At 71.1% G+C, this 22,529-nt stretch carries 26 protein-coding genes and 1 pseudogene; 7 read left to right on the forward strand and 20 right to left on the reverse strand.

From position 1 onward, the window contains the following. Positions 1-162: 162 nt before the first annotated feature. Genes KBY81_RS06665 through KBY81_RS06675 form a run of 3 tightly spaced genes read left to right on the forward strand, consistent with a single transcriptional unit; the run spans position 163 to position 1,776 of the window. Positions 163-1,068, forward strand: a complete 906-nt coding sequence (locus KBY81_RS06665) for a YihY/virulence factor BrkB family protein (RefSeq protein WP_254976023.1) — start codon at positions 163-165, stop codon at positions 1,066-1,068. A 49-nt stretch (positions 1,069-1,117) separates the two neighbouring features. Beyond that, on the forward strand, positions 1,118-1,354 hold the full coding sequence (locus tag KBY81_RS06670) for a glypican (RefSeq protein WP_106222945.1): 237 nt from the start codon (positions 1,118-1,120) through the stop codon (positions 1,352-1,354). Further along, positions 1,354-1,776: a hypothetical protein gene (locus KBY81_RS06675; protein WP_254974171.1), complete on the forward strand. Its 423-nt coding sequence runs from the start codon at positions 1,354-1,356 to the stop codon at positions 1,774-1,776. Before KBY81_RS06670 ends, KBY81_RS06675 begins: the two co-directional genes overlap by 1 nt. Positions 1,777-1,779: 3 nt before the next feature. Here the strand turns inward: KBY81_RS06675 and KBY81_RS06680 are convergent, their stop codons facing one another. From KBY81_RS06680 to KBY81_RS06700, 5 genes are all read right to left on the reverse strand, one after another. Beyond that, on the reverse strand, positions 1,780-2,187 hold the full coding sequence (locus tag KBY81_RS06680) for a DUF2834 domain-containing protein (RefSeq protein ID WP_254976024.1): 408 nt from the start codon (positions 2,185-2,187) through the stop codon (positions 1,780-1,782). Next, a complete protein-coding gene (gene xseB / locus KBY81_RS06685; RefSeq protein ID WP_254976025.1) occupies positions 2,184-2,537 on the reverse strand; it encodes an exodeoxyribonuclease VII small subunit in 354 nt (117 codons plus the stop codon). The genes KBY81_RS06680 and xseB overlap by 4 nt, the downstream gene beginning before the upstream one ends. A 91-nt stretch (positions 2,538-2,628) precedes the next feature. After that, positions 2,629-3,819 (reverse strand): exodeoxyribonuclease VII large subunit, encoded by a 1,191-nt coding sequence (gene xseA, locus KBY81_RS06690; protein WP_254976026.1) that lies wholly within the window; start codon positions 3,817-3,819, stop codon positions 2,629-2,631. Positions 3,820-3,823: 4 nt separating this feature from the next. Next, positions 3,824-4,018: a hypothetical protein gene (locus KBY81_RS06695; protein WP_254976027.1), complete on the reverse strand. Its 195-nt coding sequence runs from the start codon at positions 4,016-4,018 to the stop codon at positions 3,824-3,826. A 141-nt stretch (positions 4,019-4,159) separates the two neighbouring features. After that, positions 4,160-4,306, reverse strand: a complete 147-nt coding sequence (locus tag KBY81_RS06700; protein WP_015109196.1) for a chlorophyll a/b-binding protein — start codon at positions 4,304-4,306, stop codon at positions 4,160-4,162. Positions 4,307-4,417: 111 nt separating this feature from the next. On the opposite strand from KBY81_RS06700, the gene KBY81_RS06705 reads away from it, so the two are divergent. Further along, positions 4,418-5,305, forward strand: a complete 888-nt coding sequence (locus KBY81_RS06705; RefSeq protein WP_219904533.1) for an HAD family hydrolase — start codon at positions 4,418-4,420, stop codon at positions 5,303-5,305. An 11-nt stretch (positions 5,306-5,316) separates the two neighbouring features. On the opposite strand, the gene hrpB is transcribed toward KBY81_RS06705, so the two are convergent. The 3 genes from hrpB to KBY81_RS06720 form a co-directional block, all read right to left on the reverse strand. Further along, complete coding sequence (gene hrpB / locus KBY81_RS06710) at positions 5,317-7,914, reverse strand: ATP-dependent helicase HrpB (protein WP_254976044.1); 2,598 nt, start codon at positions 7,912-7,914, stop codon at positions 5,317-5,319. After that, positions 7,911-8,294 (reverse strand): hypothetical protein, encoded by a 384-nt coding sequence (locus KBY81_RS06715; protein ID WP_043326803.1) that lies wholly within the window; start codon positions 8,292-8,294, stop codon positions 7,911-7,913. The genes hrpB and KBY81_RS06715 overlap by 4 nt, the downstream gene beginning before the upstream one ends. A 64-nt stretch (positions 8,295-8,358) precedes the next feature. Then, a complete protein-coding gene (locus KBY81_RS06720; RefSeq protein ID WP_106222952.1) occupies positions 8,359-8,649 on the reverse strand; it encodes a DUF2973 domain-containing protein in 291 nt (96 codons plus the stop codon). Positions 8,650-8,901: 252 nt separating this feature from the next. Here KBY81_RS06720 and KBY81_RS06725 point away from each other — a divergent pair, with 252 nt between their 5' ends. Then, positions 8,902-10,059, forward strand: a complete 1,158-nt coding sequence (locus KBY81_RS06725; RefSeq protein ID WP_106222953.1) for a trypsin-like peptidase domain-containing protein — start codon at positions 8,902-8,904, stop codon at positions 10,057-10,059. A gap of 46 nt (positions 10,060-10,105) precedes the next feature. On the opposite strand, the gene KBY81_RS06730 is transcribed toward KBY81_RS06725, so the two are convergent. The 5 genes from KBY81_RS06730 to KBY81_RS06750 all read right to left on the reverse strand — a co-directional run bounded on the left by KBY81_RS06730 (position 10,106) and on the right by KBY81_RS06750 (position 13,577). Beyond that, positions 10,106-10,375, reverse strand: a complete 270-nt coding sequence (locus KBY81_RS06730; protein WP_106222954.1) for a hypothetical protein — start codon at positions 10,373-10,375, stop codon at positions 10,106-10,108. Between the two features lie 248 nt (positions 10,376-10,623). Further along, a complete protein-coding gene (locus KBY81_RS06735) occupies positions 10,624-10,788 on the reverse strand; it encodes a hypothetical protein (RefSeq protein ID WP_181280224.1) in 165 nt (54 codons plus the stop codon). Positions 10,789-10,913: 125 nt separating this feature from the next. Beyond that, positions 10,914-12,671 (reverse strand): ABC-F family ATP-binding cassette domain-containing protein, encoded by a 1,758-nt coding sequence (locus tag KBY81_RS06740; protein ID WP_106222988.1) that lies wholly within the window; start codon positions 12,669-12,671, stop codon positions 10,914-10,916. Positions 12,672-12,912: 241 nt separating this feature from the next. Next, positions 12,913-13,179: a hypothetical protein gene (locus KBY81_RS06745; protein ID WP_254976028.1), complete on the reverse strand. Its 267-nt coding sequence runs from the start codon at positions 13,177-13,179 to the stop codon at positions 12,913-12,915. 89 nt (positions 13,180-13,268) lie between these two features. Further along, positions 13,269-13,577, reverse strand: a complete 309-nt coding sequence (locus tag KBY81_RS06750) for a hypothetical protein (RefSeq protein ID WP_106222956.1) — start codon at positions 13,575-13,577, stop codon at positions 13,269-13,271. A 223-nt stretch (positions 13,578-13,800) separates the two neighbouring features. Between KBY81_RS06750 and KBY81_RS06755 the strand changes: the two genes are divergently transcribed. Next, positions 13,801-14,133 carry a ribbon-helix-helix domain-containing protein gene (locus KBY81_RS06755; RefSeq protein WP_254974159.1) on the forward strand — a complete coding sequence of 111 codons (333 nt, stop codon included), beginning with the start codon at positions 13,801-13,803 and terminating at the stop codon, positions 14,131-14,133. Here KBY81_RS06755 and KBY81_RS06760 read toward each other — a convergent pair. The 7 genes and pseudogenes from KBY81_RS06760 to KBY81_RS06790 form a co-directional block, all read right to left on the reverse strand. Continuing rightward, positions 14,122-15,267, reverse strand: a complete 1,146-nt coding sequence (locus KBY81_RS06760; RefSeq protein ID WP_254976046.1) for an anhydro-N-acetylmuramic acid kinase — start codon at positions 15,265-15,267, stop codon at positions 14,122-14,124. The two genes, KBY81_RS06755 and KBY81_RS06760, sit on opposite strands and share 12 nt — an antisense overlap. Positions 15,268-15,287: 20 nt before the next feature. Beyond that, entirely contained in the window at positions 15,288-15,992 is a 705-nt protein-coding gene (locus KBY81_RS06765; RefSeq protein WP_106222959.1) for a TrkA family potassium uptake protein, read from the reverse strand. A gap of 66 nt (positions 15,993-16,058) precedes the next feature. Then, a complete protein-coding gene (locus KBY81_RS06770) occupies positions 16,059-17,438 on the reverse strand; it encodes a potassium transporter TrkG (protein WP_254974152.1) in 1,380 nt (459 codons plus the stop codon). Continuing rightward, entirely contained in the window at positions 17,435-18,070 is a 636-nt protein-coding gene (locus KBY81_RS06775; RefSeq protein ID WP_245552650.1) for a peroxiredoxin, read from the reverse strand. Before KBY81_RS06775 ends, KBY81_RS06770 begins: the two co-directional genes overlap by 4 nt. A gap of 81 nt (positions 18,071-18,151) precedes the next feature. Then, positions 18,152-19,420: pseudogene (gene hflX, locus KBY81_RS06780) on the reverse strand (GTPase HflX); the annotation flags it as partial. A gap of 347 nt (positions 19,421-19,767) precedes the next feature. After that, positions 19,768-20,418 carry an HAD-IA family hydrolase gene (locus KBY81_RS06785; RefSeq protein ID WP_254974151.1) on the reverse strand — a complete coding sequence of 217 codons (651 nt, stop codon included), beginning with the start codon at positions 20,416-20,418 and terminating at the stop codon, positions 19,768-19,770. Next, positions 20,415-21,656, reverse strand: coding sequence for an NAD(P)/FAD-dependent oxidoreductase (locus KBY81_RS06790; protein ID WP_106222963.1), 1,242 nt, complete (start codon positions 21,654-21,656; stop codon positions 20,415-20,417). The genes KBY81_RS06785 and KBY81_RS06790 overlap by 4 nt, the downstream gene beginning before the upstream one ends. Positions 21,657-21,707: 51 nt before the next feature. Between KBY81_RS06790 and KBY81_RS06795 the strand changes: the two genes are divergently transcribed. Then, on the forward strand, positions 21,708-22,529 hold the full coding sequence (locus tag KBY81_RS06795; protein ID WP_106222964.1) for a phosphoadenylyl-sulfate reductase: 822 nt from the start codon (positions 21,708-21,710) through the stop codon (positions 22,527-22,529).

The raw sequence follows: 22,529 nt of genomic DNA on the forward strand, positions 1-22,529 counted from the left end.
TTCTGTTGGCCAGCACATCGGACAGCGCAGCGGACAGCCCAGGGCAGCGGGCGGCTGAGGGGGCCGGCGGCAACGGCCAGGCCAGGCTCCTGAACAGGCACAGCGCTGGGCAGGCCAGGATGCGGGAATGCTGCAGCTCCCACCCTTGATGATCGGTCTGTTGTGAAATGGCGTCGTCGCCTCCGTCCGTTCTGGAAGGCCTATCTGTTGTGGCTGCGGGCGGACTGCGTTGATCTGAGCGCCGCTTTCGCGTACCACACACTGCAGTCGTTCTTCCCCGCCCTGCTGATTGCGCTGTCGGTGGCCTCGCGGCTTCTCGGCCGGGACGTGGAGCGTTTCGATCGGCTGATCGTGCTGGTGGGCCAGGTGCTGCCCGCGTCTGCCCTGCCGGGCTTCGAAGCCACCCTGCGGCGGTTCACCAACCAGGGATTCGGCGCCGGCATCCTCGGCCTGGTGCTTCTGGCCCTTAGCGCCAGCAACATCTATCTCACACTCCAGCGTGGGGCCGATCGGCTCTGGTGGAATCGGCCCTTCGGGTTCGACCACCTGCGCTGGCAGGAGCATGTGCGCCGGTTTTTGGCCCTGCGGTTGAAGGCCCTGGTGCTGCTGCTGTTCGTCGGCCTGCTCATCGTTGTCGACCAGCTCTTCAGCACGGTGCGCCTGTTCGGCTCCAGGGGCTTCCATGACCAGCTCCAGGCCTTCCTGCCCGGACCCCTGCTGCAGCTGAGCTCCCTGTCCTTCGGGCTGGATCTGCTCGTCTCCCTGCTGATCGGCTTCGGCGCCACCCTGCTGTTCCTCTGGATGCTGCCGTCGCGCCGGATCCCTTTCCGCCCGCTGATCCCCGGCGCCCTGCTGGTGAGCGGCAGCCTCACCCTCTCCAACCTGCTGCTGGGCAGGAGTCTGCTCGCCCTCGGGTTCCGCTTCCAGGCCTACGGGGTGGTGGGGGGCGTGCTGCTGCTGACGCTCTGGGTCTGGCTGGTGGGTGCTGTGCTGTACTTCGGCCAGTGCTTCAGTGTGGTGCTATCCGGCGGGGCGGCTGGGGGGCCATCGACACCTCTGCCCCGCTGAGGATCGGCCCGTTTCGGGTCAGGATGGAAGGGTCTGATTGGATGGACCCTTGGCCAAGCCTGCCCTCCGGATCCCCCCTCTGCCGGCCAGCCTGGCGCTGGTCTCGATGGCGGTGGGCGCGGTCGTGCTGATCGGTCTCACCACCCTGGCGTTGATTCCGCTGCTCGTGGGCCTGGGCCTGCTGGCGGCCTGGGTCGTGGCGGCCCTGCTGCTGGGCTGGGCTGGCCTCGAGGGCCTGGCGGCTCTGGAGCGCTGGATCGAGAACGATCCACGCTTCCAGCGCTGATGGAACGGCGCATCCCCTGGCTGTGGATCGGCGTGGCGGCGGCGCTGCTGTTGATCCCCACCTCCGCCGGCCGCCTGCTGCTTGACGTCATCGGCGGACTCACCCTCACCCTGCTGCTCCTGCCCCTGCTGGCGGGAGGAGTCGCCCTGATCGGCTGGCAGCTGCTTCGGCGCCGCCTGCGCACCTGTCCCAGCTGCGGCTTCGCCAGCCTCGGCACCGACGTCTGCCCGGCCTGCGGCAGTCCCTTCGCCGCTGGCGATACCCCTGCATCGGCGCCGGGGGAACCGTCCGGTTCCATCTTCTGGGGACCCCGCTCCCCTGCCGAGATCGATGCCCGCGACGTGACCATCAATGTCGACGCGGTCGATGTGGAGACCACGTCCAGCGGCGATACGGGTGGTCGCCAGGGTGATGGGTCCTGAGCCCTAACCAGCCGACTCCGGCACGGCCGGGCTGAGGCGAGCCAGCTCCAGCAGCCGACGTTCGCGCAGATGGAGGAACAGGGGCGCCCCGAACGCGAAGGCGATCGTCACGCAGCTCAGCAGGACCCAGCCCAGCCCCCGCATGCCGAGGCGGCGGCTCTCGCGCAACATCCAGATCGTGACGGCCGTTGCCCCGATCGCCAGATCGCTGGAGAGGGAGCGGGCGGCTGGATTGGCGTTGGCCTGGCGGATGAACAATCCCAGATCGAAGGCCGAGCCTGCGCTGCGGATGAACTCCAGATTGGCCAGCCAGGGGAGCACCCCACCGGCGACGGCCAGCAGCAGATAGATCCAGGCGATCCAGCTGAGGCCGCCGGGGCCGCTCCGGGTGGACGTGGCGTCGTCACTCATGGGGTGTAGGGCGTGGGGGCCAGATCTGGCTGGCCGGGATCCCATTGCATCACCTGCTGCTCCACCCGGGCCAGCACCGCCTCGCAGCGTTCGGCATAGGCCAGGGCCCGGCGGTAGAGACCGGCCATCGCCTCCACGTCCAGATCCTGGTCCTGCAGCTGGGCCAGGCAGAGCTCGAGAGCCGTCTGGGCTTCCCGGAAGCTCAGCCCCTGGGCCACGCCGCTCCCATCATCTTCCTCGTTCGCCCCGTGTCCTTGGGTTCCACCGGTCCGAGCGCCATCGGCGTCCAGGCCGGAGAGCTGGACCTTGGCCTTGGCGGAAGCGCCGGCTCGGGGGGAGGGTTTGGCCATGGGAGTGGGCAAGGACGGAAACGGTGGGAGCCAGCCGGAACGACGGGCAGATGGGAGAAAAGGACGCTGGGGCGCTGTCCCGGGCCCGGTCTCAGGGACCTGGCCCGTCCGGCTCGATGGCCTGCACCTGCAGGGTCACCCGACCATCCGCCAGCTCGGCGGTGATACCTGCCCCTGGCCGCACCTGGCTCACAGAGCGCAGCAGGCGACCATCGCCATACCGAAGCAGGCTGAAGCCCCTGGCCAGGAGATGCCGCGGCGAGAGCGCCTGCAGCAGCTGCCGTCGCTGGTCCAGCCACTGGCGCCGCTGGTTCAGCAGACGGATGGGGTGCAGCAGGTGCAGCTGCTCCTGCCGTGCGCTCAGCCGTTGACGGGCCGAGGCGACGCGGAGTGCCAGGGTCCGTTGCAAGTGGCCGCGTTCCTGCTCCAGGGCCCGGATCACCTGGCTGCGATCCGGCAGCAGGGCCACCAGGGCGGCCGTGGGCGTGGCCGCCCGGTAGTCGGCCACCAGATCGGCAATGGTCACGTCATCTTCATGGCCGATGCCGCAGATGACGGGCCAGCGACAGGCCGCCAGGCAGCGGGCCAGGGACTCCCCGTCGAAGACGGCCAGATCCTCCCGGCTGCCTCCGCCGCGGGCCAGCACCAGGGCCTCGATGCCGAGGTGGTCGGCCTGGGCGCCCAGGCTCTCGATGGCGGCCACGATCTGGGCTTCCACGTTCCCCTGCACGGGGATCGGCACCACCAGCAGGTCGGTGGCGGGCCAGCGTTCCCTGCCGGTGCGCAGCATGTCGGCCAGGGCGGCGCTGGGCACGCTGGTGAGCAGGGCGATGCGCCGGGGCCAGCGGGGCAGCGGTCGCTTCCGCTTCGGGTCGAGGAGCCCCTCCGGCTCCAGCCGGCTGCGCACCTGCTCGAACTGGCGCAGGACGGTGGTCAGGCTGGGGCGCACATCCAGCACCTGCACCGTGAGGCTGGCCCGAGCGGCCCAGAAGTTGAGCTTGCCGACCACCACCACCCCATCCCCCTCCTGGGGCACGAAGCTGAGCTTCTGCAGCTGGGACGACCAGATCACCCCCTGGATGCTGGCCTGGCCGTCGACGAGGGTCAGCCAGAGATGGCCCTTCTTCTGCTGGGGGCGCCCCACGGTGGCCTCCAGCAGGAAGCGGGGGGCGAAGCCCCGCTCCAGCAGGGCACAAATGGCCTGGTTGAGCTCGGCGACCGTGTAGCGGGGGATGCCGTCGTGCTGGCGGGGGGACGCACTGCTGCCAGGGACCGTGAGCATGGATTCAGTGCTTGAGCTGGCGGTAGCAGAGCCACCAGTAGAGGCTGAGCAGGCCAGCCACCAGGGCCACGGCCCGGCCCATGGGATGGTCGACGCGCAGCAGCCCGGCGCCGGCGATCACCAGGGCGCTGCTGAGCAGCCTGGCGCCGTCGCGACGGTTTCCCACATAGAAGCGGGGAGCGGTGGCGGAAGGGGCCATCGGAGGGCGCTGCGTGGCGAAGAGTTCAACCTAGGACCGCCCGGCGCAGCCTCCTGGCCCACGAAAAAGCCGCCGGTGGGCCGGCGGCCTGCCCCTTGGACGGGTCCCAGGGGCGATGGTGCTGGGGGAGACAGCCGGGCCTCAGCCGAGGCCGACCTGGGCCAGAATGCCCTGGCCGGTGAGAATTTCGGTCGCCAGCCCGATCACGAAGCCCATCATGGCCAGGCGGCCGTTCCAGGTTTCGGCGAAGTTGACGAAGCCGAAGCGGGGCTGGGAAGCGTCAGACATGGAAGGATCCCTCGGTGGAGTCCTGACTGTAACGAAACATGGAGCGGACTTGACAGTGGCAGGGGCTACAACGGCGGGTGTGGGTTGCACGGTTGACAGTCGGGCCTGGCCATGGCAATGAGGCCTCTGCCGGGGCAGGCCTCGGGCGCGGATGCCGGCCCCGGCACCGTCTGGGGGCCCGGGCTGGAGGAGCGCCGGCGGGCGCCCCGGACCCGCCTCCAGGGCCATCTCGCCGCCCCCCTGCCCAGGCAGAGCGAACTCGTGCTGGTCACCGACCTCGATGGCACCCTGCTGGAGGGGACCGTCCCGACCCGCCGCCGGCTCTACCGATGGCTGGCCTCCCAGCGCCACCGGGTGCTGCAGGTGTTCAGCACCGGCCGGGACCTGCGCTCCGTCGCCCGGCTGCTGGCTTCGGAGGCCGCCCTGGGACTCCATCCACCCCACGTGGTGATCGGCGATGTGGGCTGCACCGTGGCCTGTGGTGCCAGCCTCACCCCCCTGCCCCTGGCCCTGGAGCCGATCGAGGCCCTCTGGCGCGGCCGGGCGGAGAAGGTGCTGCCCCTGCTGGCGCTGCTGCCGGGGCTGTCACCCGAGCCCCTCAGCACCGACCGGCGCCTGGCCTACGGCATCGACCCCCTGCGGCTGGACACCAGTCGGCTGGCGGCCATCGAGGCCCACGGGGTGGATTGCCTGGTGTCCGGCGACAAGTACCTCGACGTGCTGCCGGCCGGCGTCAACAAGGGCAGCACCCTGCTGGGCCTGCTGGAGTGGCTGGAGCTGGAGCCCGCCCGGGTGGTCACCGCCGGGGATTCCCTCAATGATCTGGCCATGTTCGAGACCGGCCTGCAGAGCGTCATGGTGGGCAATGCCGAGCCCGGCCTGGTGCGGGCCCTGCCGGGGCTGGCCCGCACCTACCGCGCCCGCGCCCATGGCTGCCTGGGCATCCTGGAAGGACTGCGCCACTTTGGCTTCGGCCATCTGCTTGACGGTCTGCCCTAGGGAGGGCCCCCTCAGCGACGCTCCCCGCGCGCTTCCCGCGCCAGGCCCGCCTTGGTGCGGGCGCTGGCAACGCCCTGGCGGGGATCCTCGGGCCAGGGGTGGCGGGGGTAGCGGCCGCGCAGCTCGCGGCGCACCTCGGCGTAGCCCTGGCTCCAGAAGCCGGCCAGGTCGCTGGTGACCGCCGCCGGGCGTCCCGCCGGTGACAGCAGCTCCACCCGCACCGCCAGCCGGCCGTCCAGCACCGTCGGCCCTTCAACACAGCCGAACATCTCCTGCAGCTTCACGGCCAGCACCGGCGTGCCGCTGCCGTAGTCCAGCGGCACCCGGCGGCCGGAGGGCACTGGCTGGCTGAGGGGCAGCAGCCGATCCAGCTCACGGCGCAGGGACCAGTCCAGCTCCCCCCAGAGGATTTCCGAGAGGTCGAGCTGCTGCAGATCCTGGAGACTGCGCAGGCCGCCGAGGTGGGGCCCCAGCCAGGCCCCCGGGTCCTGCCCGAGCCGTTCCGGCGATCGGTCGGGCCAGGGCGCCCCCAGGTGCCGGTGGGCCAGCATCAGGCGCTGCTGCAGCTGGCGGCTGGTGCGGCACCAGGGGAGCACCTCCAGTCCGAGCCGTTCGAGACCCTCCAGCAGGGCCCGCTCCACCACCTCGCCGCTGGCATCCGGCCAGGGGCGGCGCTCCAGCACCAGCGCCCCGCTGCGCCGCAGCCGCTCGCAGCGCACCCGCTGGTCGGTGCCATCCCAGCGGGCTTCGGTCACCTCCTCGATCTCCTCCGCCACCAGCTCCTCCAGGCCGCTGCGGGAGAGGGCCACGGCCAGCCGCACCCGGGCCTCCTGCCCCTGGCCGTCGACGCTGGCGATCGCCAGGGCTTCGGCGGCGGCCAGGGGATCCCCCGGGGGGAGCACGGCGCCGCGACCGCTGCGCATCAGGAAGCGCCCATCGCCCCGGCCCCGGCCGAGGGCCAGCCGTTCCGGGTAGGCCCAGGCCAGCAGCTGGGCGGCACGAACGTCGTCAGACCCGTCCGGGGGATCGTCGCGGCCGCCGCTGCAGGAGCCATCGCGGGATGTGCCGCCGTCGACCACCGCCGGCTTCGACGCGGCCGACCCCTGGCGGAGCTGGCGCAGCAGCTGGGCCTGGAGGCTGCTCCAGGGGCCCCGGCCCGCCGACGGCCCGCTCCCCTCCGGCCCGGGGCGGCGCAGCAGCCAGTCGAGGCGCCGCATCAGATCGCTGCCGGCCTCGCGGCGATCGAGGGGATCGCGCTCGCTGAGCAGCACGGCCACCGCCGTGGCGAGCGACTCCCAGCCCCTGTCGGCGGCCCGCAGCAGCATGTGGGCCAGACGCGGATGCAGGCCGAGACGGGCCATGGCCCGCCCGTGCGGGCTGATGCGCCCCTGGCCATCGACGGCCCCGAGCTGCCGCAGCAGGCCCTGGGCCTCTTCGAGGGGCCGGCGGGGGGGCGCGGTGAGCCAGGGCAGGCCGTCGTCCTCCGCGGCACCCCATTCCGCCAGCTGCAGGGCGATCGGCAGGGGATCCACCTCGAGCAGCTCCGGTGGATCGAAGGTGGGCCGTCGCTGCTGCTCCGCCGGCGACCAGAGCCGTACACATCGCCCGGGCCCCAGCCGGCCGGCCCGACCCCGTCGTTGCTCGGCACTGGCCTGGCTCGCGGGCTGGGTGACCAGCCCATCCATACCCGTGGCCGGGTCGAAGCGGCTGCGTCGGCTCAGACCGCCGTCGATGACCAGGGTGACCGCCGCGATCGTGAGCGAGCTTTCCGCCACCGACGTGGCCAGCACCACCTTCCCCATCCCCCCCCGGGGGGCCGCGATCGCCTGGCCCTGGGCCGCCAGCGGCAGCTGGCCGTGCAGGAGGGCCACCTCCAGCCCCTCGCCCCAGGGGGTGGTCTCGATGGCCCGCCGTGCCGTCTCCAGCTCCCCCAGGCCGGGCAGGAACACCAGCGCGGTGCCCCTGGGCTCGGGTTCGACCAGCCAGTGGCCTTCCAGCGCCCGCAGCACCTGGCGCTCCAGCCGCTCGTCCGGCCGCGGCGGCTGGTAGGCCACCGCCACCGGATGACTGCGGCCTTCGCAGCTGATCACGCTGGCCCCATCCAGCTGGGCGGCCAGGGGCGCCAGATCGAGGGTGGCGGACATCACCAGCAGCCTCAGCTCGGGACGCAGCAGGCTGCGGGCCTGACGCACCAGGGCCAGGGCCAGATCCGCCTCGGCCTGGCGCTCATGGAATTCGTCGAAGATGACGCAGGCCACCCCGTCGAGGGCGGGATCGGCCTGGAGCCGGCGCAGAAACAGCCCCGCAGTGACCACCTCCAGCCGGGTGGCCGCCGAGGTGCGCGACTCCAGTCGCACGCTGTAGCCCACACGCCCGCCGACGTTTTCACCGAGGCTGGCGGCGAGGCGCTGGGCGGCATTCCGGGCCGCCAGCCGCCGCGGCTCCAGCAGCAGCAGGCGGCCCTCCGGGCCGAGGCTCTCCAGCAGGGCGAGGGGAACCCGGGTGGTCTTGCCGGCGCCGGGTTCGGCCTGGAGCAGGAGGGTGGCCCCGGGCCCGAGGGCCGCGGTGATGGCCGCGAGGCGACCGTCGATGGGCAGGGGCGGGTTCAGCGCACGTGGCGGATGCCATCCACCGGGTGGTAGGCCTCTCCGGTGGTTTCTTCGTAGACGATCGCCGGCAGGCCCGTCTCGAACATGGTCTGGAGGGCCTCCTTCAGGTACGGGTTCCAGCCGCCCGTGGTGACCTTGCCGTGGCGCACCGTCCAGTCCCAGGTGCCCTGGAGATCACGGGGAATGCGACCCTCCCGGTCGCGCCGGGCCACCAGGTCCTGGGATTCGACGATGCCGACCAGGATCGGATCCTTTCCGTAGGACGGCGTCAGGCTGAGCTCGAGCCGGATGGGGTCGTCCTTCACCATCTTGAGTCGAAACCGTGGCGGCAGCTTCAGTGCCCCGAGCACAGCCGCCACGATTCGCGTTCTCTGATCCACCATCGATCTCCGCCGGTTGGCGCATTCACCTCAGGGAGCCTATTCAGCGGCCGGCCGGCTGCGCTCAGTTGGGATCGGTGGGGAAAGCGGGCTGTTCGTTGTCGCCGCTGAAACGCACCGTCAGCAGGTCCTCCTGGGTGAGCTGGCCGTCCGCGTCCAGGAGTTCCGGGTGGATGGTGAGGCGACCGGTGCGATCACCGACCGGGCCACCGCGCTCCGTGGAGGCGGCTCCCGCATCGCCGGGACGGGGAATGGCGCGGAACCCCTGCCCCATGACCCGGAACGCCTGCCACAGCAGCACGAGGAAACAGGCCCCGTAGACGATCGGGAAGATCTGCGAGAGGAGGGAGGTCATGGCGCGATGGGAACCCCGCAGTCCGCGGACTTCCCCCCATCATCACCCGTCTGACGGAGCGGTGGTGGTGGCCAGCATCCAGGCCCAGAGGGAGGTGCAGGCGGCTCCGAAGGCGAGAAAGGCCAGCAGCAGGCGGCTTGTGTCCATGACCCGATAAAAAACTTTACAAATCATAGCCGGTCAGGCCGGTTTGCCTCCCCTTTCTCGTTCCCGGGGACTTGCCTACGGTTTTTCCATCTGAGCTTCTTCACGATGCGTTCCTCCCGCGTTCTTGCCGCGGCCGCCGCCGGGCTGGCCACGGTCACGGCGGCGGCCACCGCCACGGTCACGGCCACCACGGCCCTCGTCAGCCCGACCCTCACCTCCCCCGGACTGGCCCAGCCCGCCGCGGCCGTGCTCGGGCGGCAATCCTTCGTGGCGGCGGCGATCCGTCGGGCGGGCCCGGCGGTGGTCACCATCGACACCGAACGCACCGTGCAGTCGGCCGCCACCGGCGGCCTGCCCCGGGGCCTGCTGAACGACCCCCTGTTCCGTCAGTTCTTCGGCATTCCCCAGCAGGGGGCCCCCTCCCGGCGCACCGAACGGGGTCAGGGCAGCGGGGTGATCCTGCAGTCCGACGGGCTGGTGCTCACCAACGCCCACGTGGTGGACCAGATCGACCGGGTGACCGTGGGTCTCGAGAACGGCCGGCGCTACGAGGGGCGGGTCGTGGGTCTCGACAAGCTCACCGACCTGGCGGTGGTGCGGCTGGTGGGGGCGGGGCCCTGGCCGGTGGCCCCCCTGGGCAACTCCGATGCCCTTCAGGTGGGCGACTGGGCGATCGCGGTGGGGAACCCCTTCGGCCTCGACAACACCGTCACCCTGGGGATCATCAGCAGCCTCAACCGCAACGCCAGCAAGCTCGGCATCACCGACAAGCGGCTGGATCTGATCCAGACCGACGCTGCCATCAACCCGGGCAACTCCGGTGGGCCGCTGCTGAACGCCGACGGCGAGGTGGTGGGCATCAACACCCTGGTGCGCTCGGGGCCGGGGGCCGGCCTGGGCTTCGCCATTCCGATCAACCGTGCCCGCGGCATCGTCAATCAACTGGTGGCCACCGGCCGGGCCACCCACCCCATGATCGGCGTGGGGCTCGATGAGGTGCGGGCGGGAAGCGGCTCCGGCGTTTCCCAGGGAGCGGTGGTGGTTTCCGTTCAGCCCAATGGACCGGCGGATCGGGGCGGTCTGAGGACCGGTGATGTGATCGTCGCGGCCCAGGGAGCCGCGGTGAGGGACCCGTCCCAGGTGATCAATGCCGTCGAGCGGGCCGGGGTGGGGGGAACGCTCAATCTGACGGTGAACCGTCAGGGGGCGACGGTCAACCTGCGGCTCATCCCTGGCGACATGGCCCTGCTGCGTCAGGGATGAGGAAGAGGCCCGGGCTCGCCCTCAACAGGAGGCCCGAGCTCGGCTCTCACAGGACATCCATGCCCCCCTTGCTGCTGTCGGGACGGAGTGCGTCAAGCAGGCCGGCGTCCATCGTGAGCTCGGCGCCGAATCGGGCGGGAGACCCCAGCTGCTGGCGCATGACCCACTGGGTGGCCGCCTTCTGGCTCTGCCAGGCCTGCAACAGCTGTTTGGCCAGACCCCGCAGAACCTGGGGGTCGCCCGTGGCGTCGATGGCCCGGGTCATGCGCTCCAGCTCGAATTTCTGACCGAGGCTGAGGGCGAGGGGTTCGGACATGGTGGGCTGTGCGATGGGGCGTTTCTGACCGGCCCAAAGCTACGAACTGTTTCAAGATGCCACGTAGCGGCTGTTACAGGGCCTGCGCCATGGTCAGGAAATCCGCTCAACCCCTGCTTCTGGCCCGGTCCCTCTGGCGCAGGGCCGGGAAGGGCGCTACGGAGGACGCCCATCCTGCCCCCGACCTGTGGCGGCCCTGCCCTGAGAAGCCCTGCTCTCGGAGGCCCTGCCCCGGAGGCCCAGTTGCGTCAGTGGCGCTCGCGCAGCTCTTCCACGCAGCGGGTGACGCATTCACCGTCCTCCAGGGAGCAGGTGGTGATGCACTCGAAGTACACCTCCATGGCATCGCTGGTGCCGGAGGTCTCTTCGCGCTCCGCAGTCCAACCGTCGGTGACGACGTTCTGGATGGTCATCGCTGCTCCTGGATGGGTGACCCTGTCAGCCTATGCACACAGAAACGCCCACACCAGAGAAATGAGTCTTCCTGCCTAGGCAACCATGAAGTTGTATTTTGCGCCGCGCCGATGACGGCACCGCGTCAGCGGCCAGTCTTCCCTGCCGCTTTCCCCCCGGACGCTCCGCCGGCCTTGCCGGCGGCCTTGGCCTTCTGCTTCTGCCGCTGTTCCTCCCGTCTGGCGGCGAGGCGGCGCTCCTCCTCCAGCCGCTCGTTCTCCAGCGCCTCTTCCCGTTTCTTCTCCTGGTAGTAGGCGTAGTCACCGCGGTAGAGCACCAGTTCGCCGTCGCGCACCTCGACGATCCGGTTGGCCACCCGGCCGATGAAGAAGCGGTCGTGGGAGACCAGCAGAGCCGCGCCCTCGTAGGCCATCAACGCCTCTTCGAGCATCTGCTTGGCGGGAATGTCGAGGTGGTTGGTGGGCTCATCGAGCACCAGCAGGTTGCAGGGGGTGAGCAGCATCAGGGCCAGGGCCAGTCGCGCCTTCTCCCCGCCGCTCAGCTTCTCCACCGGCTTGAACACCGTGTCGTTGCTGAAGCCGAAGCTGCCCAGCAGGGAGCGCACCTGGGTCTGGGTCCAGTCGGGCACGGCCTCGAAGAGGGTGTCGATCACCGTCTTGGCCAGGTCCAGGGCTTCCGCCTGGTTCTGCTCGAAGTAACCGGCCACCACGTGGTGTTCCCCCAGGCCGGCCTGGCCCTCGAGGGGCATCTCGTAGCCCATCACCAGCCGCAGCAGGGTGGACTTGCCGGCGCCGTTCGGGCCGACGAAGGCGATCCGGTCGCCCCGCTCCACCTCCAGGTTCGCCCCCAGGAAGAGGATCTGGTCGTCGTAGCCGTGGGTGAGGTTCTCGATCGAGGCCACCACCCGGCCGGAGCGCGGGGCGGGGGGGAAGGCGAAACGCGGCCCGCCCACCGATTCCAGCGGCGCCTCGATCCGCTCCACCTTCTCCAGCAGCTTCTCGCGGCTCTTGGCCTGGGTGCTGCGGGTGGCGCTGGCCCGGAAGCGGTCGATGTAGGCCTGCTGGCTGCTCAGTTCCTTCTGCTGGCGCTCGTAGGCCGCCTGGCCGGCCTCCCGCTCCAGGGCCTTCTGCTCGAGGTGCTGGCTGTAGTTGCCCAGGTAGGTGCGGGAGACGCCCCGCTCCGTCTCAACGATCTGGTTGCAGACCCGGTCGAGGAAGGCCCGGTCGTGGCTGATCACCACCAGGGGAACCGTCTGATCCACCAGGTAGGTCTCCAGCCACTGGATCGTTTCGACGTCGAGGTGGTTGGTCGGTTCGTCGAGAAGCAGCAGATCCGGCTCCTGCAGCAGGATCTTGCCCAGGGCGATGCGCATCTGCCAGCCCCCCGAGTAGTCGCCCACCGCCCGCTCGGCCGACTCCGGCGTGAAGCCGATGCTGGGCAGCAGCTTGTCGATGCGGGCATCGAGTTCGTAGCCGTGCAGCGCCTCGAAGCGGCTCTGCAGCTGGCCGAGCTCGTCGATCAGGCGATCGAGCAGGGCCGGATCGGCGGCGGCCTCCTCGCTGGCCATCGCGTCCTCCACCTGGCGCTGGCGGTTGAGCACCTGGGCCGCCTCCCCGAAGGCCTGGAACAGTTCCTGGCGGACGCTGCGGGCGGGGTCGACGTCGAACTCCTGCTGCAGATAGGCGATGCGGGGATCCCCCTGGCGGACCACCTGGCCGCTGGTCGGCTCCTCCAGCCCGGCGATGATGCGCATCTGGGTGGATTTGCCGGCCCCGTTGACCCCCACCAGGCCGATCCGGTCCCCGGCCTTCACCTCCCAGGTGATGTCCTTGAGCACCTCACCGGTGGGATAGATCTTGCCGATGCGTTCGAGGCGCAGCACGGAGCGGAAGGCGGTCGCGGTGAGCGCATCATCCCCTGTCGGGGCGTCCTGCAGACTGTCCAACGGGTCCGGTCGCGTCGTCAGGATGATCAAGCGCCTTGAGCAGATCGCCGCCCTGGTGGTGGCGGCGGGCCTGGCGCTGACGAGCTACTGGCTGTTCTTCAGCTGGGCCCAGGGCGGTGGATCCCAGCGTCGGGAACAACCCCGCCGCCCCCCGCAGGAGGGCCTCCGCTCCCCGGCCTCAGAGTCCGCCCCGGGCCTTGATCAGCCACTGCTTGGTGGCGCCGTCATCGAGGCCGGCAAGATGGGCCTTCACCTCCTCCGGGCTGACCGGCAGGCCCTCCTGCTCGCCGAGGGCGACGATCCTGCGCAGGGCGCCGCTGGGGTCCTGAAGGGCCTGGCGGAACAGTGACTGGGTGAGCTCCACGTCGTTGCTGATGCGTCCGTAGAGCTCCGCTGCGTTGCCAGTGGAGTTGCCAGTGGCGTGGTCGGTGGCGTTGCTGGTCATCCTGGCCGGGATTCTTCCCTGACCTTATGGGCACGGGGCCGTGGGCGCAGCCCCTCGCGGGGGGTTCGTGAGGGACGGTGCGCGGCGGATCAGGCGGCGCGCGGACTGGTGTCCTCCTCGGCTCCGCTGGCGGAGGCGTCCTCCATGCTGCGGGCATCGAGGCAGAGCACCTTGCGCAGCTGGGCGTAGTTGGCGGCCAGGGACTGGCGCCCCTCCTGCTGGGCACCGAACTCGGCCCGCTGCAGCACATGGTGCAGGTGGGTGAGCAGGTAAGTGCTGATCACGGCCGACACCAGCACATCGCTGCGTTCCGCCGTGCTGCGCCGCCGGCTCTGGCGGGTCTTGGGCTGCAGGGGTGTCTCGGAACCGGTCGGACGGGACTGGGTGGAGCGGGCCATGGCGGAAGCGGCCGGTGGGCCGTCGGAGGGGACGGGGTGGGGGCGGGAGCGTGGAACTGGTGGGCCTGGGTCTGGGTGAGGGGCCTGGCTGAAGGGGATCCCGTGGGGGCGGGAAGGTCCACAACCCTACTTTTGGATACTACCCATGACGGTCACTGTACACTTTTTCCTATCCCGCCGGATCCCAGCGGCACCCTCTCTTCGGCCCCCACCCAGAGGCACCGTGCCCACCCGTCAGACCTCCTCCAGCGGCAAGCCCAAGTCGCCGCGGATCCAGGTCGTCCTGCCGGAGGAGCTCTGCGCCCGGCTGGCCGCCCTGGCGGAGAGCGAGTCGCGCACGGTCAGCAACATGGCCAAGGTGCTGATCCAGCAGGGGGTGGAACGGCTGGAGCGGCAGCGGACTCCCGAACCGGCCGCGGCCCCCTATCCGCTCGGGCCCGCCGTCGCCGCCGATCGCTTCCGCCGCGAACTCGAGCAACAGGAGCAGGCCGGCACCCGGCGGCTGCGGGGGGCACCGCGCCGACTGCGCCTGCGCCAGCCCCCCTCATCCCCCTGACGGGGGCGGCAGGGCCATCACCCCCAGCACGGCGGGCCGCCGGGCTCCGGTGACCGAGGGCAGGGACCCCGGATAGCCGCGGTGCCGCCACCAGGCCAGCAGGGCGAAGGCCAGGGCCTCCCGCTGGTCGTCGGCGATGCCCTGGGTGGCCAGGGGCAGCACCGCGGTGCCGTGGCAACGCTGGCGCAGCTGCTCCATCAGGAAGCCGTTGCGGGTGCCTCCGCCGGCCACCAGCAGTTCCAGGGGCCGGGGTCGGGGGGGGCGGGCCAGATCCTGGGCCACCACCGCCGCACTGAAGGCCGTCAGGGTGGCCAGGGCATCGGCCGGATCCACCCCGTCGCCGAGCTCGGCCAGGCGCCGCTCCAGGTCGGCGGCCCCGAACAGCTCCCGGCCGGTGGACTTGGGCGGCGCGGCCTGAACGTAGGGCTCCCTGAGCCACTGCTGCAGCCGCCACTCGTCGATGCGGCCCCGCCGCGCCCAGGCCCCATTGGCATCGAAGCCCAGGCGACCGCCGCTGAAGCGGGCCACCGCCAGATCCAGGAGCGTGTTGGCCGGGCCGCAGTCCCAGCCCAGCACCGGCGCCTGCCGATCAGGACCGGTGGTGGGAGGCAGCAGGGTGAGGTTGGCGATGCCCCCCAGGTTGAGCAGGGCCCGCCAGCCGCCGATCCTGCCCAGCAGGGCGGCGTCGGTGGCCGGCACCAGGGGGGCGCCATGGCCGCCCAGGGCCAGATCGATGCTGCGGAAGTCGAACACCACCGGCGTCCCCAGCAGCTCCGCCAGCAGCGGCCCCTGCAGCAGCTGCCAGCTGGCCCCGCGGCGCTCCGTTTCCGGCGGGCGGTGCCAGAGGGTCTGGCCGTGGCAACCCACCAGCTCGGCCCGGCCCTCCGGATCGCAGGCGCGGGCGGCCAGGGCCTGGTGCTCGGTGAGCTCCTCGGCCAGGTCCAGCAGGGCGGCGGCGTTCTGGGGAACCCCCTGACCGACGGCCACGAGCCGCTGGCGCAGTCCGGCTGGGTAGGGGGTGTGGGCACTGGCGAGGATGCGCCAGCGGGGCCGGGCCGGGCGACCCTTCAGGCTCACCAGCACCGCATCGATGCCGTCGGCGCTGGTGCCGCTCATCAGCCCCAGCACCCGCATGGCTGTCCTTCGCAAGGCAATCAGTGGGAAGGCAGGGCCTCGAGGGCCTCGCTGCTGCCCATCACCACCAGCAGCTCAGAGGCGTTGAGCACATGGGAGGCGGGCGGGTTGACCGTGAGCTGGTTGGCGGGGCCCGCCGCCAGCACGCTGACGTTGTAGTTCTTGCGCAGGTTCAGATCCCGCAGCGACTGGCCGACGAAGGAGCCGGGCACCTTGATCTCCTCGATGCTGTTGCGGTCGTCGAGCCGCAGCCGCTCCAGCAGGTTGGGCCGGACCAGCTCCATGCCCAGGCGGGTCCCCTGCATCTTCGAGGGGAAGACCACCTTGTCGGCGCCGACGCGGCGCAGCATCTTCTCGTGCAGATCGCTGGTGGCCCGTGCGATCACCTGCCGGACCCGGCTGCCTTCGCCGTCCTTGACGATCAGGGTGGCCGTGATGCTGGCGCCGATCGGTTCGCTGATCGCCACCACCACCGTGCCCACGTCCAGGGCGCCGGCGGCCCTCAGGGCCTCCTCATCGGTGCAGTCCACCACGCGGGCCTCCATGGCCGGATCCATCTGGCGGAGCTCATCGATGGCCCGCTGGCTGTTGTCGATCGCCAGCACCTCGGCCCCGTGGCGCAGGAGCTCCTTGCACACGGCACTGCCGAAACGGCCGACGCCGATCACGGCGTAGCTGTTGGAGGTGTCGGTCTCGCTCCCCTGCCACTGCCACCACTGATTCATGAGGACGACGGTTTCATGGGGATGAGGTTGTCAGGGGCATGGGCCGCGGATCGATGGAGCCCGGGCTCAGATGTAGAGCTCCTCGCGGGGGAAACCCACCCGATTCTGGGGCCGGCTGCCGTAGACGGCGGAGAGCATCAGGAGAATACCGATCCGGCCCACGAACATGCCCACCATCAGCACCAGCTGACCCCAGCGGTTGAGCTGGCTGGTCACGCCGACATCGAGGCCCACGGTGCCGAAGGCGGAGACGCAGGTGAACAGCTTCTCCAGGAAGGTGAAGGCCTCGCTCCCGGGGGTGCCGGCAGTGGTGTTGCCGAGCCCCAGCAACAGGGCCATCAGCAGGATGAACAGGCCTGAGCCCAGGGTGACGCCCACCGCCTTGAGGATCACCTTGAGGGGGATCTCCCTGTTGCGGACCACCACCACGTCGTGGCCGCGAAGGGTGGAGCGGGTGGCGGCGATCAGGGCCGCGAAGGTGGTGGTCTTGATGCCGCCGCCGGTGCCGCCGGGGCTGGCGCCGATGAACATCAGCATGATCATCAGCAGCAGTCCCGAATCGGAGATCGTCTCCAGGGACAGCGGCACGGTGTTGAAGCCGGCGGTGCGGGTGGTGATCGACTGGAAGATCGTCACCTGGAGCTTGTCCCAGAGACCCAGCTGCTCCACCATTCCCTCGGTGGCGAAGTGCTCGGTGAACAGCAGGCCCACCGCCCCCAGCACGATCAGCACGATCGTGGTGCGGATGACGAGGCGGGTGTGGAGGCTGAGACGGCGGAGGCGGGCCAGCCGGAAGCGGTTCACCCAGATGTCGTTGGTGACCCGCCAGCCGATGCCGCCCATCACGATCAGCAGGCCGATCACCCCATTGACGATCGGCTGGCTGCGGTAACCGACCAGGTTGTCGCGCCACAGGCCGAAGCCGGCGTTGTTGTAGGCGCTGATGCAGTGGAACAGGGAGGCCCAGAGTCGCTGGCCCTTGTCAGGAATATCGGTGAAGCCGAAGTTGTACAGCGTCAGTGTGCCGATGCCGATGACGATCCCGGCGATCAGGAGAATCTGGTTGAGGGTGGGGCCGATGCCGCCCACACCGAAATCGTCCAGGGCACGGCCTTTGTCGAGACGCTGGCGCAGGCCGGAACGCCCCTGGACGAAGCCCTGGAGAAAGGTGGTGATCGCCATCAGACCCAGACCCCCGGTGAGGATCAGCCCGGCCAGAGCCACCTGGCCGGCAAAGGTGAGTTCGGCCCCCACGTCGATGATCGACAGGCCGGTGACGGTGATCGCCGAGGTGACGGTGAAGAGGGCCTCCCAGAGGCCCACCTCATCGCTGGAGCAGAGCGGACTGGCCAGCAGCAGAGTGCCGAAGGTGATCACCAGCACGCCGGTCACCACCGTGAATTGCGGCACCGTCAGCCTGTGCCGCCAACCCTGCCGTCGAATCATTTGTTCGGCTGGGGGGTCATCCGCAGATAGGGACGGATCTCGGTGACGCCCTTGGGAAACTTCGCCCGGGCCTCGTCGGTGGGGATCGAGGGCACCACGACGCAGTCGTCACCCTCTTTCCAGTTCACCGGTGTCGCCACCTGGTGGTGGTCGGTGAGCTGCAGGGAATCGATCACCCGCAGGATCTCATCGAAGTTGCGGCCCGTGCTGGCGGGGTAGGTGATCTGCAGACGCAGCTTCTTGCTGGGGTCGATGATGAACACCGAGCGCACCGTGAGGTTGCTGAGGGAGTTGGGGTGAATCATGCCGTAGAGGCTGCTCACCTTCTTGTCGCTGTCGGCGAGAATCGGATAGTCGACCGTGGTGTTCTGGGTTTCGTTGATGTCGCCGATCCAGCCCTTGTGGCTCTCGGCGGAATCGACGCTCAGGGCGATCGTCTTGACATTCCGCTTCTCCCATTCGGCCCGCAGCCGCGAGACCTCACCCAGTTCGGTGGTGCAGACGGGGGTGTAGTCGGCGGGATGGGAGAAGAGCACCACCCAGCTGTCGCCGGCGAAGTCGTAGAGGTTGATCGGGCCGAGCTGGGACTCCTGAGTGAAATCGGGAACGGTGTCGCCCAGTTGCAGGGTCATGGGAGAGAAATTGGCGCCGGCCGATGCTGGCACAGCAGCGGGGCCGTCGGTCGTGGCCGCGGCGGTCCAGGACTGGAGCTCCTGGCGCAGGTGCTGCAGCCCCAGGTCGGCCGTGGCCGACACGAACAGCATGCCCGGCTCCAGGGCCCTGGCCCGCTCCAGCTCGCCGCTGGCGCAGCGGTCGATCTGGTTGCCGATCACCCGTCGGGGCATGGTGGCCTTCAGGGAATCGAGGATGGTGCGGACGGTGGCGAGCTGCTCGGGCCAGGCCGGATCCGCCAGGTCCACCACGATCAGCAGACCATCGGCGTCGAGGGCCTCCTCGAAGGTGGAGCGGAACGCCTCCATCAGCTGGGGCGGCAGCTCCCGGATGAAGCCCACCGTGTCGGTGACCAGCAGCGGCGGGCCGCCCCCGGCCGCCCCCCGTCCGATCCGGCGGGTGGTGGGATCGAGGGTGGCGAAGAGCTTGTCCTCGGCCAGCACCGCCTGGTCTCCGCTGGCGCCGGTGAGGGCGTTGAGCAGGGAGCTCTTGCCCGCGTTGGTGTAACCCACCAGGGCCACCCTGGGCAGATCGCGCCGGCCCTGGCGCAGCCGGGCCCGGTGGTCCCCCAGCCGCCGCACCTCCCGCTGCAGCCGTTCGATGCGGCGGGCGATGGCACGCCGGTCCTTCTCCAGCTGGGTCTCGCCCGGGCCCCGGGTGCCGATGCCGCCCCCCTGCCGCGACAGGCTCAGGCCCCGGCCGGTGAGCCGCGGCAGGCGGTAGCGCAGCTGGGCCAGCTCCACCTGCAGCCGTCCGGCGCCGCTGGCGGCCCGCTGGGCAAAGATGTCGAGAATCAGCTCACTGCGGTCGCTCACCGGCAGGTCGAGCAGGCTCTCCATGTCCCGGGCCTGGGCCGGCGTCAGTTCCCGGTCGGCCACCACCAGGCTGGCGCCGACGCGGCGGGCCTCCAGGGCCGCCTCCCGCAGCTTGCCCTCCCCCCAGGGGTTCCGGGTGACCGGCCCCTGGCGGCGCTGCTCCACCCGCCCCACCGGCACGGCACCGGCGCTGCGCACCAGCCCCTCCAGTTCGGCGATGCGCCGGTCGCTCAGGGCCCGGTCGCCGCTGGTCTGCACCAGCAGCAGCACCCGTTCGGGGCCCTCCGGGGCCGGAGCGGGTGCTGCCGCGGCCGGCGCCTCCTCGCCGACGAGGGTGGCGGGATCGTGGCCGCACAGGTCGGCCAGGTCCCCCTCCAGAACGCCCTGCCAGGCGCGGTCGCCGCTGGCGGCCGGGATGTGGATGGCCGCCGGCCAGCGTCCGCCGGCCTCCGGTTGCGGGCCGAAGCGCAGCCACAGCTCCGGGGCCAGGTCCATCCCCACCACCGCCTCCTGGGCGGTGGGCTGCAGCTGGGCCTGGCGGCCGGCGCCGGCGCAGGTGAGCAGGCGCAGGTTGTGGCCCTGGCGCCGGGAGGGGCCGGGCAGCTTCTCCAGCAGGCGAGCGGCGTGCTCCAGCTCCCCCACCCACAGCAGCCTGCAGAGGCCGCGCCCGTCCACCACCAGGGTGAGGGGCAGCTCCAGGCCCCGGCCCTCGGCCGCCAGGCGCTGCAGGGTGAGCAGGTCGGCCACCGCATCGGCGGGGTGGCGGCGGTGACAGATCTGCTCCAGACGCCGGCGCTCGGCGGGCCGCAGACCCGCCGTCCTGCCGGCCAGCACCCCTTGCCTCAAGGACGCCGCACCAGCAGACAGCGCACCCCGGCGGCCCGGGCCCCGGCCCCATCCTCCGGGCTGTCGCCCACGTGCCAGACCTGGGACGCCTCCAGGGCGAGGGACTCCAGGGCGATCCGGAAGGGCCGGGGTGACGGCTTGGCGGCCCCGGCGCTGCTGGAGACCACCACCGTGTCGAACAGATCGGCCAGTCCCAGGCCCTCCAGCAGCGGCTGCAGGCGACGGTCGAAGTTGCTGACCACGGCCAGGCGCAGCCCCGCCCCGTGCCAGCGGCGCAGCACCGCCGGCACATCGGGGTAGACGCGCCACAGGGAGGGGTCGGCGAAGCGATCGAACAGGGCGAGGTGCAAGGCCGTCGGGGCGGCGGTGCCCAGCACCGCATCGATGCGCTCGCCCCACCAGCGGCGTTCGGCCTCCAGCAGGCGATCGCCCTCCAGGCCGGGGAAGGCCAGGGGCGGGGCCAACCGCAGCACGCCCGGAAAGGCCCGGTCGATGGCCGCCGGGGCGGCGTCGATGCCGTGCTCGGCGGCCACGGCGGCATAGGTGGCCCCGACCGAGGTCCGCAGGCCGATCAGGGTGCCCATGGCATCGAGCAGCAGGCCGCGGGGCCGGGGCCAGGGTGGCGCCGGGGCGGAGGCCGTTGTCATGGTTTCCAGTCGGCCAGCCAGCCGGCGGCCACCCGCCACTGATGGGACCGGCCCGGCAGGCGGGTGAGGTAGGCGAGGCGACGCAGCTGGTAGGCGGCCGGCCCGGCCAGGGTGACGCCCGCGGCGGTGAGGCTGGCTTCGCCGACCCCGAGGCTCATCATCTCGCCCAGATCGTTCCACTGGAAGGGTTCCAGGGGTTCGCCCGCCAGGGAGCGGATCAGGTTGGCGGCCAGCACCGGGGCCTGCTGGAAGGCCACCTGGGCTGTGGCGGGAGGGGCGGGACCGGGGCCCTCGCCGGCCGTGTCCTGCGGGTCCACCGGGGCGGCCAGATCGCCGGCCACGAAGAGATCGGCGTGATCCCGCAGGCGCAGATCGGGTCCGCAGAGCAGGCGGCCACGGCTGTCGCAGGCGGGAGCGGGGTCGATCCGGGGGGGGCGGAAGCTCAGTCCGGCGGTCCAGACGACCGCCCGGACGGCCAGGGTCTCGGCGTGGGCAGGGCTGTCCCCGTCCGGATGGCAGCGCAGCGTGATCGCCCCGGCCTCCACCGCCTCCACCTGGGTGCGGGCGCGCAGCCGCACATCCCGGCGCTGCAGGGCCAGGGCGGCCTGCTCCCGGTTGAAGGCCCTGGCCTGGGGCAGCAGCTGGGGGCCCTGCTCGATCAGTTCGATCACGGCGCTGCCCTGGACCATGTCGGCGAGCTTGCAGGCCAGCTCCACCCCGGTGGGCCCGGCGCCCACCACGGCGATGCGCTGCAGGGGTCTGGGCTGTTGTCTGAGGTCGGCCACGAGGCGCTGGAGCCGCTCCACATCGGCCAGGCTGCGGAAGCCCAGGCTGTGGCGGTCGGCCCCCGGCACCGCGAAGGTGTTGCTCTCGGCGCCCGTGGCAAGCACGAGGCGGCCGTAGGCAATGGTGCGGCCGCCAGCGGTGTGGAGCCGATGGCCGCCTGTGTCGATCCGCTCCACCCGGTCCTGGAGCCAGGCCAGGCCACGGCCGGCCAGCAGGCCGTCGTAGCGGGGGGCGATCTCCCAGCCGCGCAGTTCGCCGCTGAGGAGCTCGTAGAGGAGGGGCAGGAACAGGAAGCGGTCGTTCGGCTCGATGAGCAGGACGGGGGGGTGGTGCTTCCGCTGGGCCAGGGCCAGGGCGGTGTACAGGCCGCCGAAGCCCCCCCCGACGATGACAACGTTGTTCTGCACGTTGTTCGGGACCGGGTTGTGGGCCGGATTCGGGTGCCCTTGCATGGCGTCACCCTAACCACATCGACCGGACCGCCGAAGGGCGATGATGGGTCCATGGTGTCCTTCCCTCTCACGGCGTCCACCAGCCCCGCGGGGGGTGCGGCAGACCGGACTGCGGCTCTCCAGGCACTGCCCCGCGATCGCCATGGCGCCGCCATCGATCTCGACGCCGCCCGGGCCGGCCTGGAGCCCCTCGATGCGATCGGGCGGATGCGCTGGGCCCAGGAGGCGTTCGCCGGCCACTTCGCCGTCACCACCAGCTTCGGCATCCAGTCGGCGGTGATGCTGCACATGGTCAGCGCCCTCGACGGCTCCGGGGCCTGGCCGGCGATCCCGGTGCTCTGGGTCGACACCGGCTACCTCCCACCCGAGACCTACCGCTACGCCGACGAACTCTGCGATCGCCTCAAGCTGGATCTGCATGTGCTGCAGGCTGACCTGAGCCCGGCCCGGATGGAGGCCCTGCACGGCCGGCTCTGGGAGACGGGGACGCCGGAAGACATGCGCGCCTACAACCGCATCCGCAAGGTCGAACCCCTCGACCGGGGCCTGGAGCAGCTGCAGGTGCACTGCTGGGCCAGCGGGGTGCGGGCTGGCCAGACCGACCACCGCGGCGCCATGCACTGCCTGGATCCGGTCCGCCAGCGCTGGTCGCTGCGGCCCCTGCTCGCCTGGAGCCGCCGCGATGTCTTCTATTACATGCAGGAGCACGAGCTGCCCCAGCATCCGCTGTTCGAGAAGGGCTATTCCACCGTGGGCGACTGGCACACCAGCGCCCCCGACGACGGCACCACGAACGGCCGGGCCACCCGCTTCGGCGGCCTGCAGCAGGAGTGCGGCATCCACCTCCCCGGCCTGATGGGCGAGGGCATCTGA

The organism is Cyanobium sp. Lug-B, assembly GCF_024345635.1.
Lineage (GTDB): Bacteria > Cyanobacteriota > Cyanobacteriia > PCC-6307 > Cyanobiaceae > Cyanobium > Cyanobium minutissimum.

Coding starts and splice junctions, on each gene's coding strand:
- KBY81_RS06675 (WP_254974171.1), top strand. CDS start 1,354: ATGGAACGGCGCATCCCCTGGCTGTGGATCGGCGTGGCGGCGGCGCTG.
- KBY81_RS06680 (WP_254976024.1), bottom strand. CDS start 2,187: ATGAGTGACGACGCCACGTCCACCCGGAGCGGCCCCGGCGGCCTCAGC.
- xseB (WP_254976025.1), bottom strand. CDS start 2,537: ATGGCCAAACCCTCCCCCCGAGCCGGCGCTTCCGCCAAGGCCAAGGTC.
- xseA (WP_254976026.1), bottom strand. CDS start 3,819: ATGCTCACGGTCCCTGGCAGCAGTGCGTCCCCCCGCCAGCACGACGGC.
- KBY81_RS06695 (WP_254976027.1), bottom strand. CDS start 4,018: ATGGCCCCTTCCGCCACCGCTCCCCGCTTCTATGTGGGAAACCGTCGC.
- KBY81_RS06700 (WP_015109196.1), bottom strand. CDS start 4,306: ATGTCTGACGCTTCCCAGCCCCGCTTCGGCTTCGTCAACTTCGCCGAA.
- KBY81_RS06705 (WP_219904533.1), top strand. CDS start 4,418: ATGGCAATGAGGCCTCTGCCGGGGCAGGCCTCGGGCGCGGATGCCGGC.
- KBY81_RS06720 (WP_106222952.1), bottom strand. CDS start 8,649: ATGACCTCCCTCCTCTCGCAGATCTTCCCGATCGTCTACGGGGCCTGT.
- KBY81_RS06725 (WP_106222953.1), top strand. CDS start 8,902: ATGCGTTCCTCCCGCGTTCTTGCCGCGGCCGCCGCCGGGCTGGCCACG.
- KBY81_RS06730 (WP_106222954.1), bottom strand. CDS start 10,375: ATGTCCGAACCCCTCGCCCTCAGCCTCGGTCAGAAATTCGAGCTGGAG.
- KBY81_RS06735 (WP_181280224.1), bottom strand. CDS start 10,788: ATGACCATCCAGAACGTCGTCACCGACGGTTGGACTGCGGAGCGCGAA.
- KBY81_RS06745 (WP_254976028.1), bottom strand. CDS start 13,179: ATGACCAGCAACGCCACCGACCACGCCACTGGCAACTCCACTGGCAAC.
- KBY81_RS06750 (WP_106222956.1), bottom strand. CDS start 13,577: ATGGCCCGCTCCACCCAGTCCCGTCCGACCGGTTCCGAGACACCCCTG.
- KBY81_RS06760 (WP_254976046.1), bottom strand. CDS start 15,267: ATGCGGGTGCTGGGGCTGATGAGCGGCACCAGCGCCGACGGCATCGAT.
- KBY81_RS06765 (WP_106222959.1), bottom strand. CDS start 15,992: ATGAATCAGTGGTGGCAGTGGCAGGGGAGCGAGACCGACACCTCCAAC.
- KBY81_RS06770 (WP_254974152.1), bottom strand. CDS start 17,438: ATGATTCGACGGCAGGGTTGGCGGCACAGGCTGACGGTGCCGCAATTC.
- KBY81_RS06775 (WP_245552650.1), bottom strand. CDS start 18,070: ATGACCCTGCAACTGGGCGACACCGTTCCCGATTTCACTCAGGAGTCC.
- KBY81_RS06785 (WP_254974151.1), bottom strand. CDS start 20,418: ATGACAACGGCCTCCGCCCCGGCGCCACCCTGGCCCCGGCCCCGCGGC.
- KBY81_RS06790 (WP_106222963.1), bottom strand. CDS start 21,656: ATGCAAGGGCACCCGAATCCGGCCCACAACCCGGTCCCGAACAACGTG.
- KBY81_RS06795 (WP_106222964.1), top strand. CDS start 21,708: ATGGTGTCCTTCCCTCTCACGGCGTCCACCAGCCCCGCGGGGGGTGCG.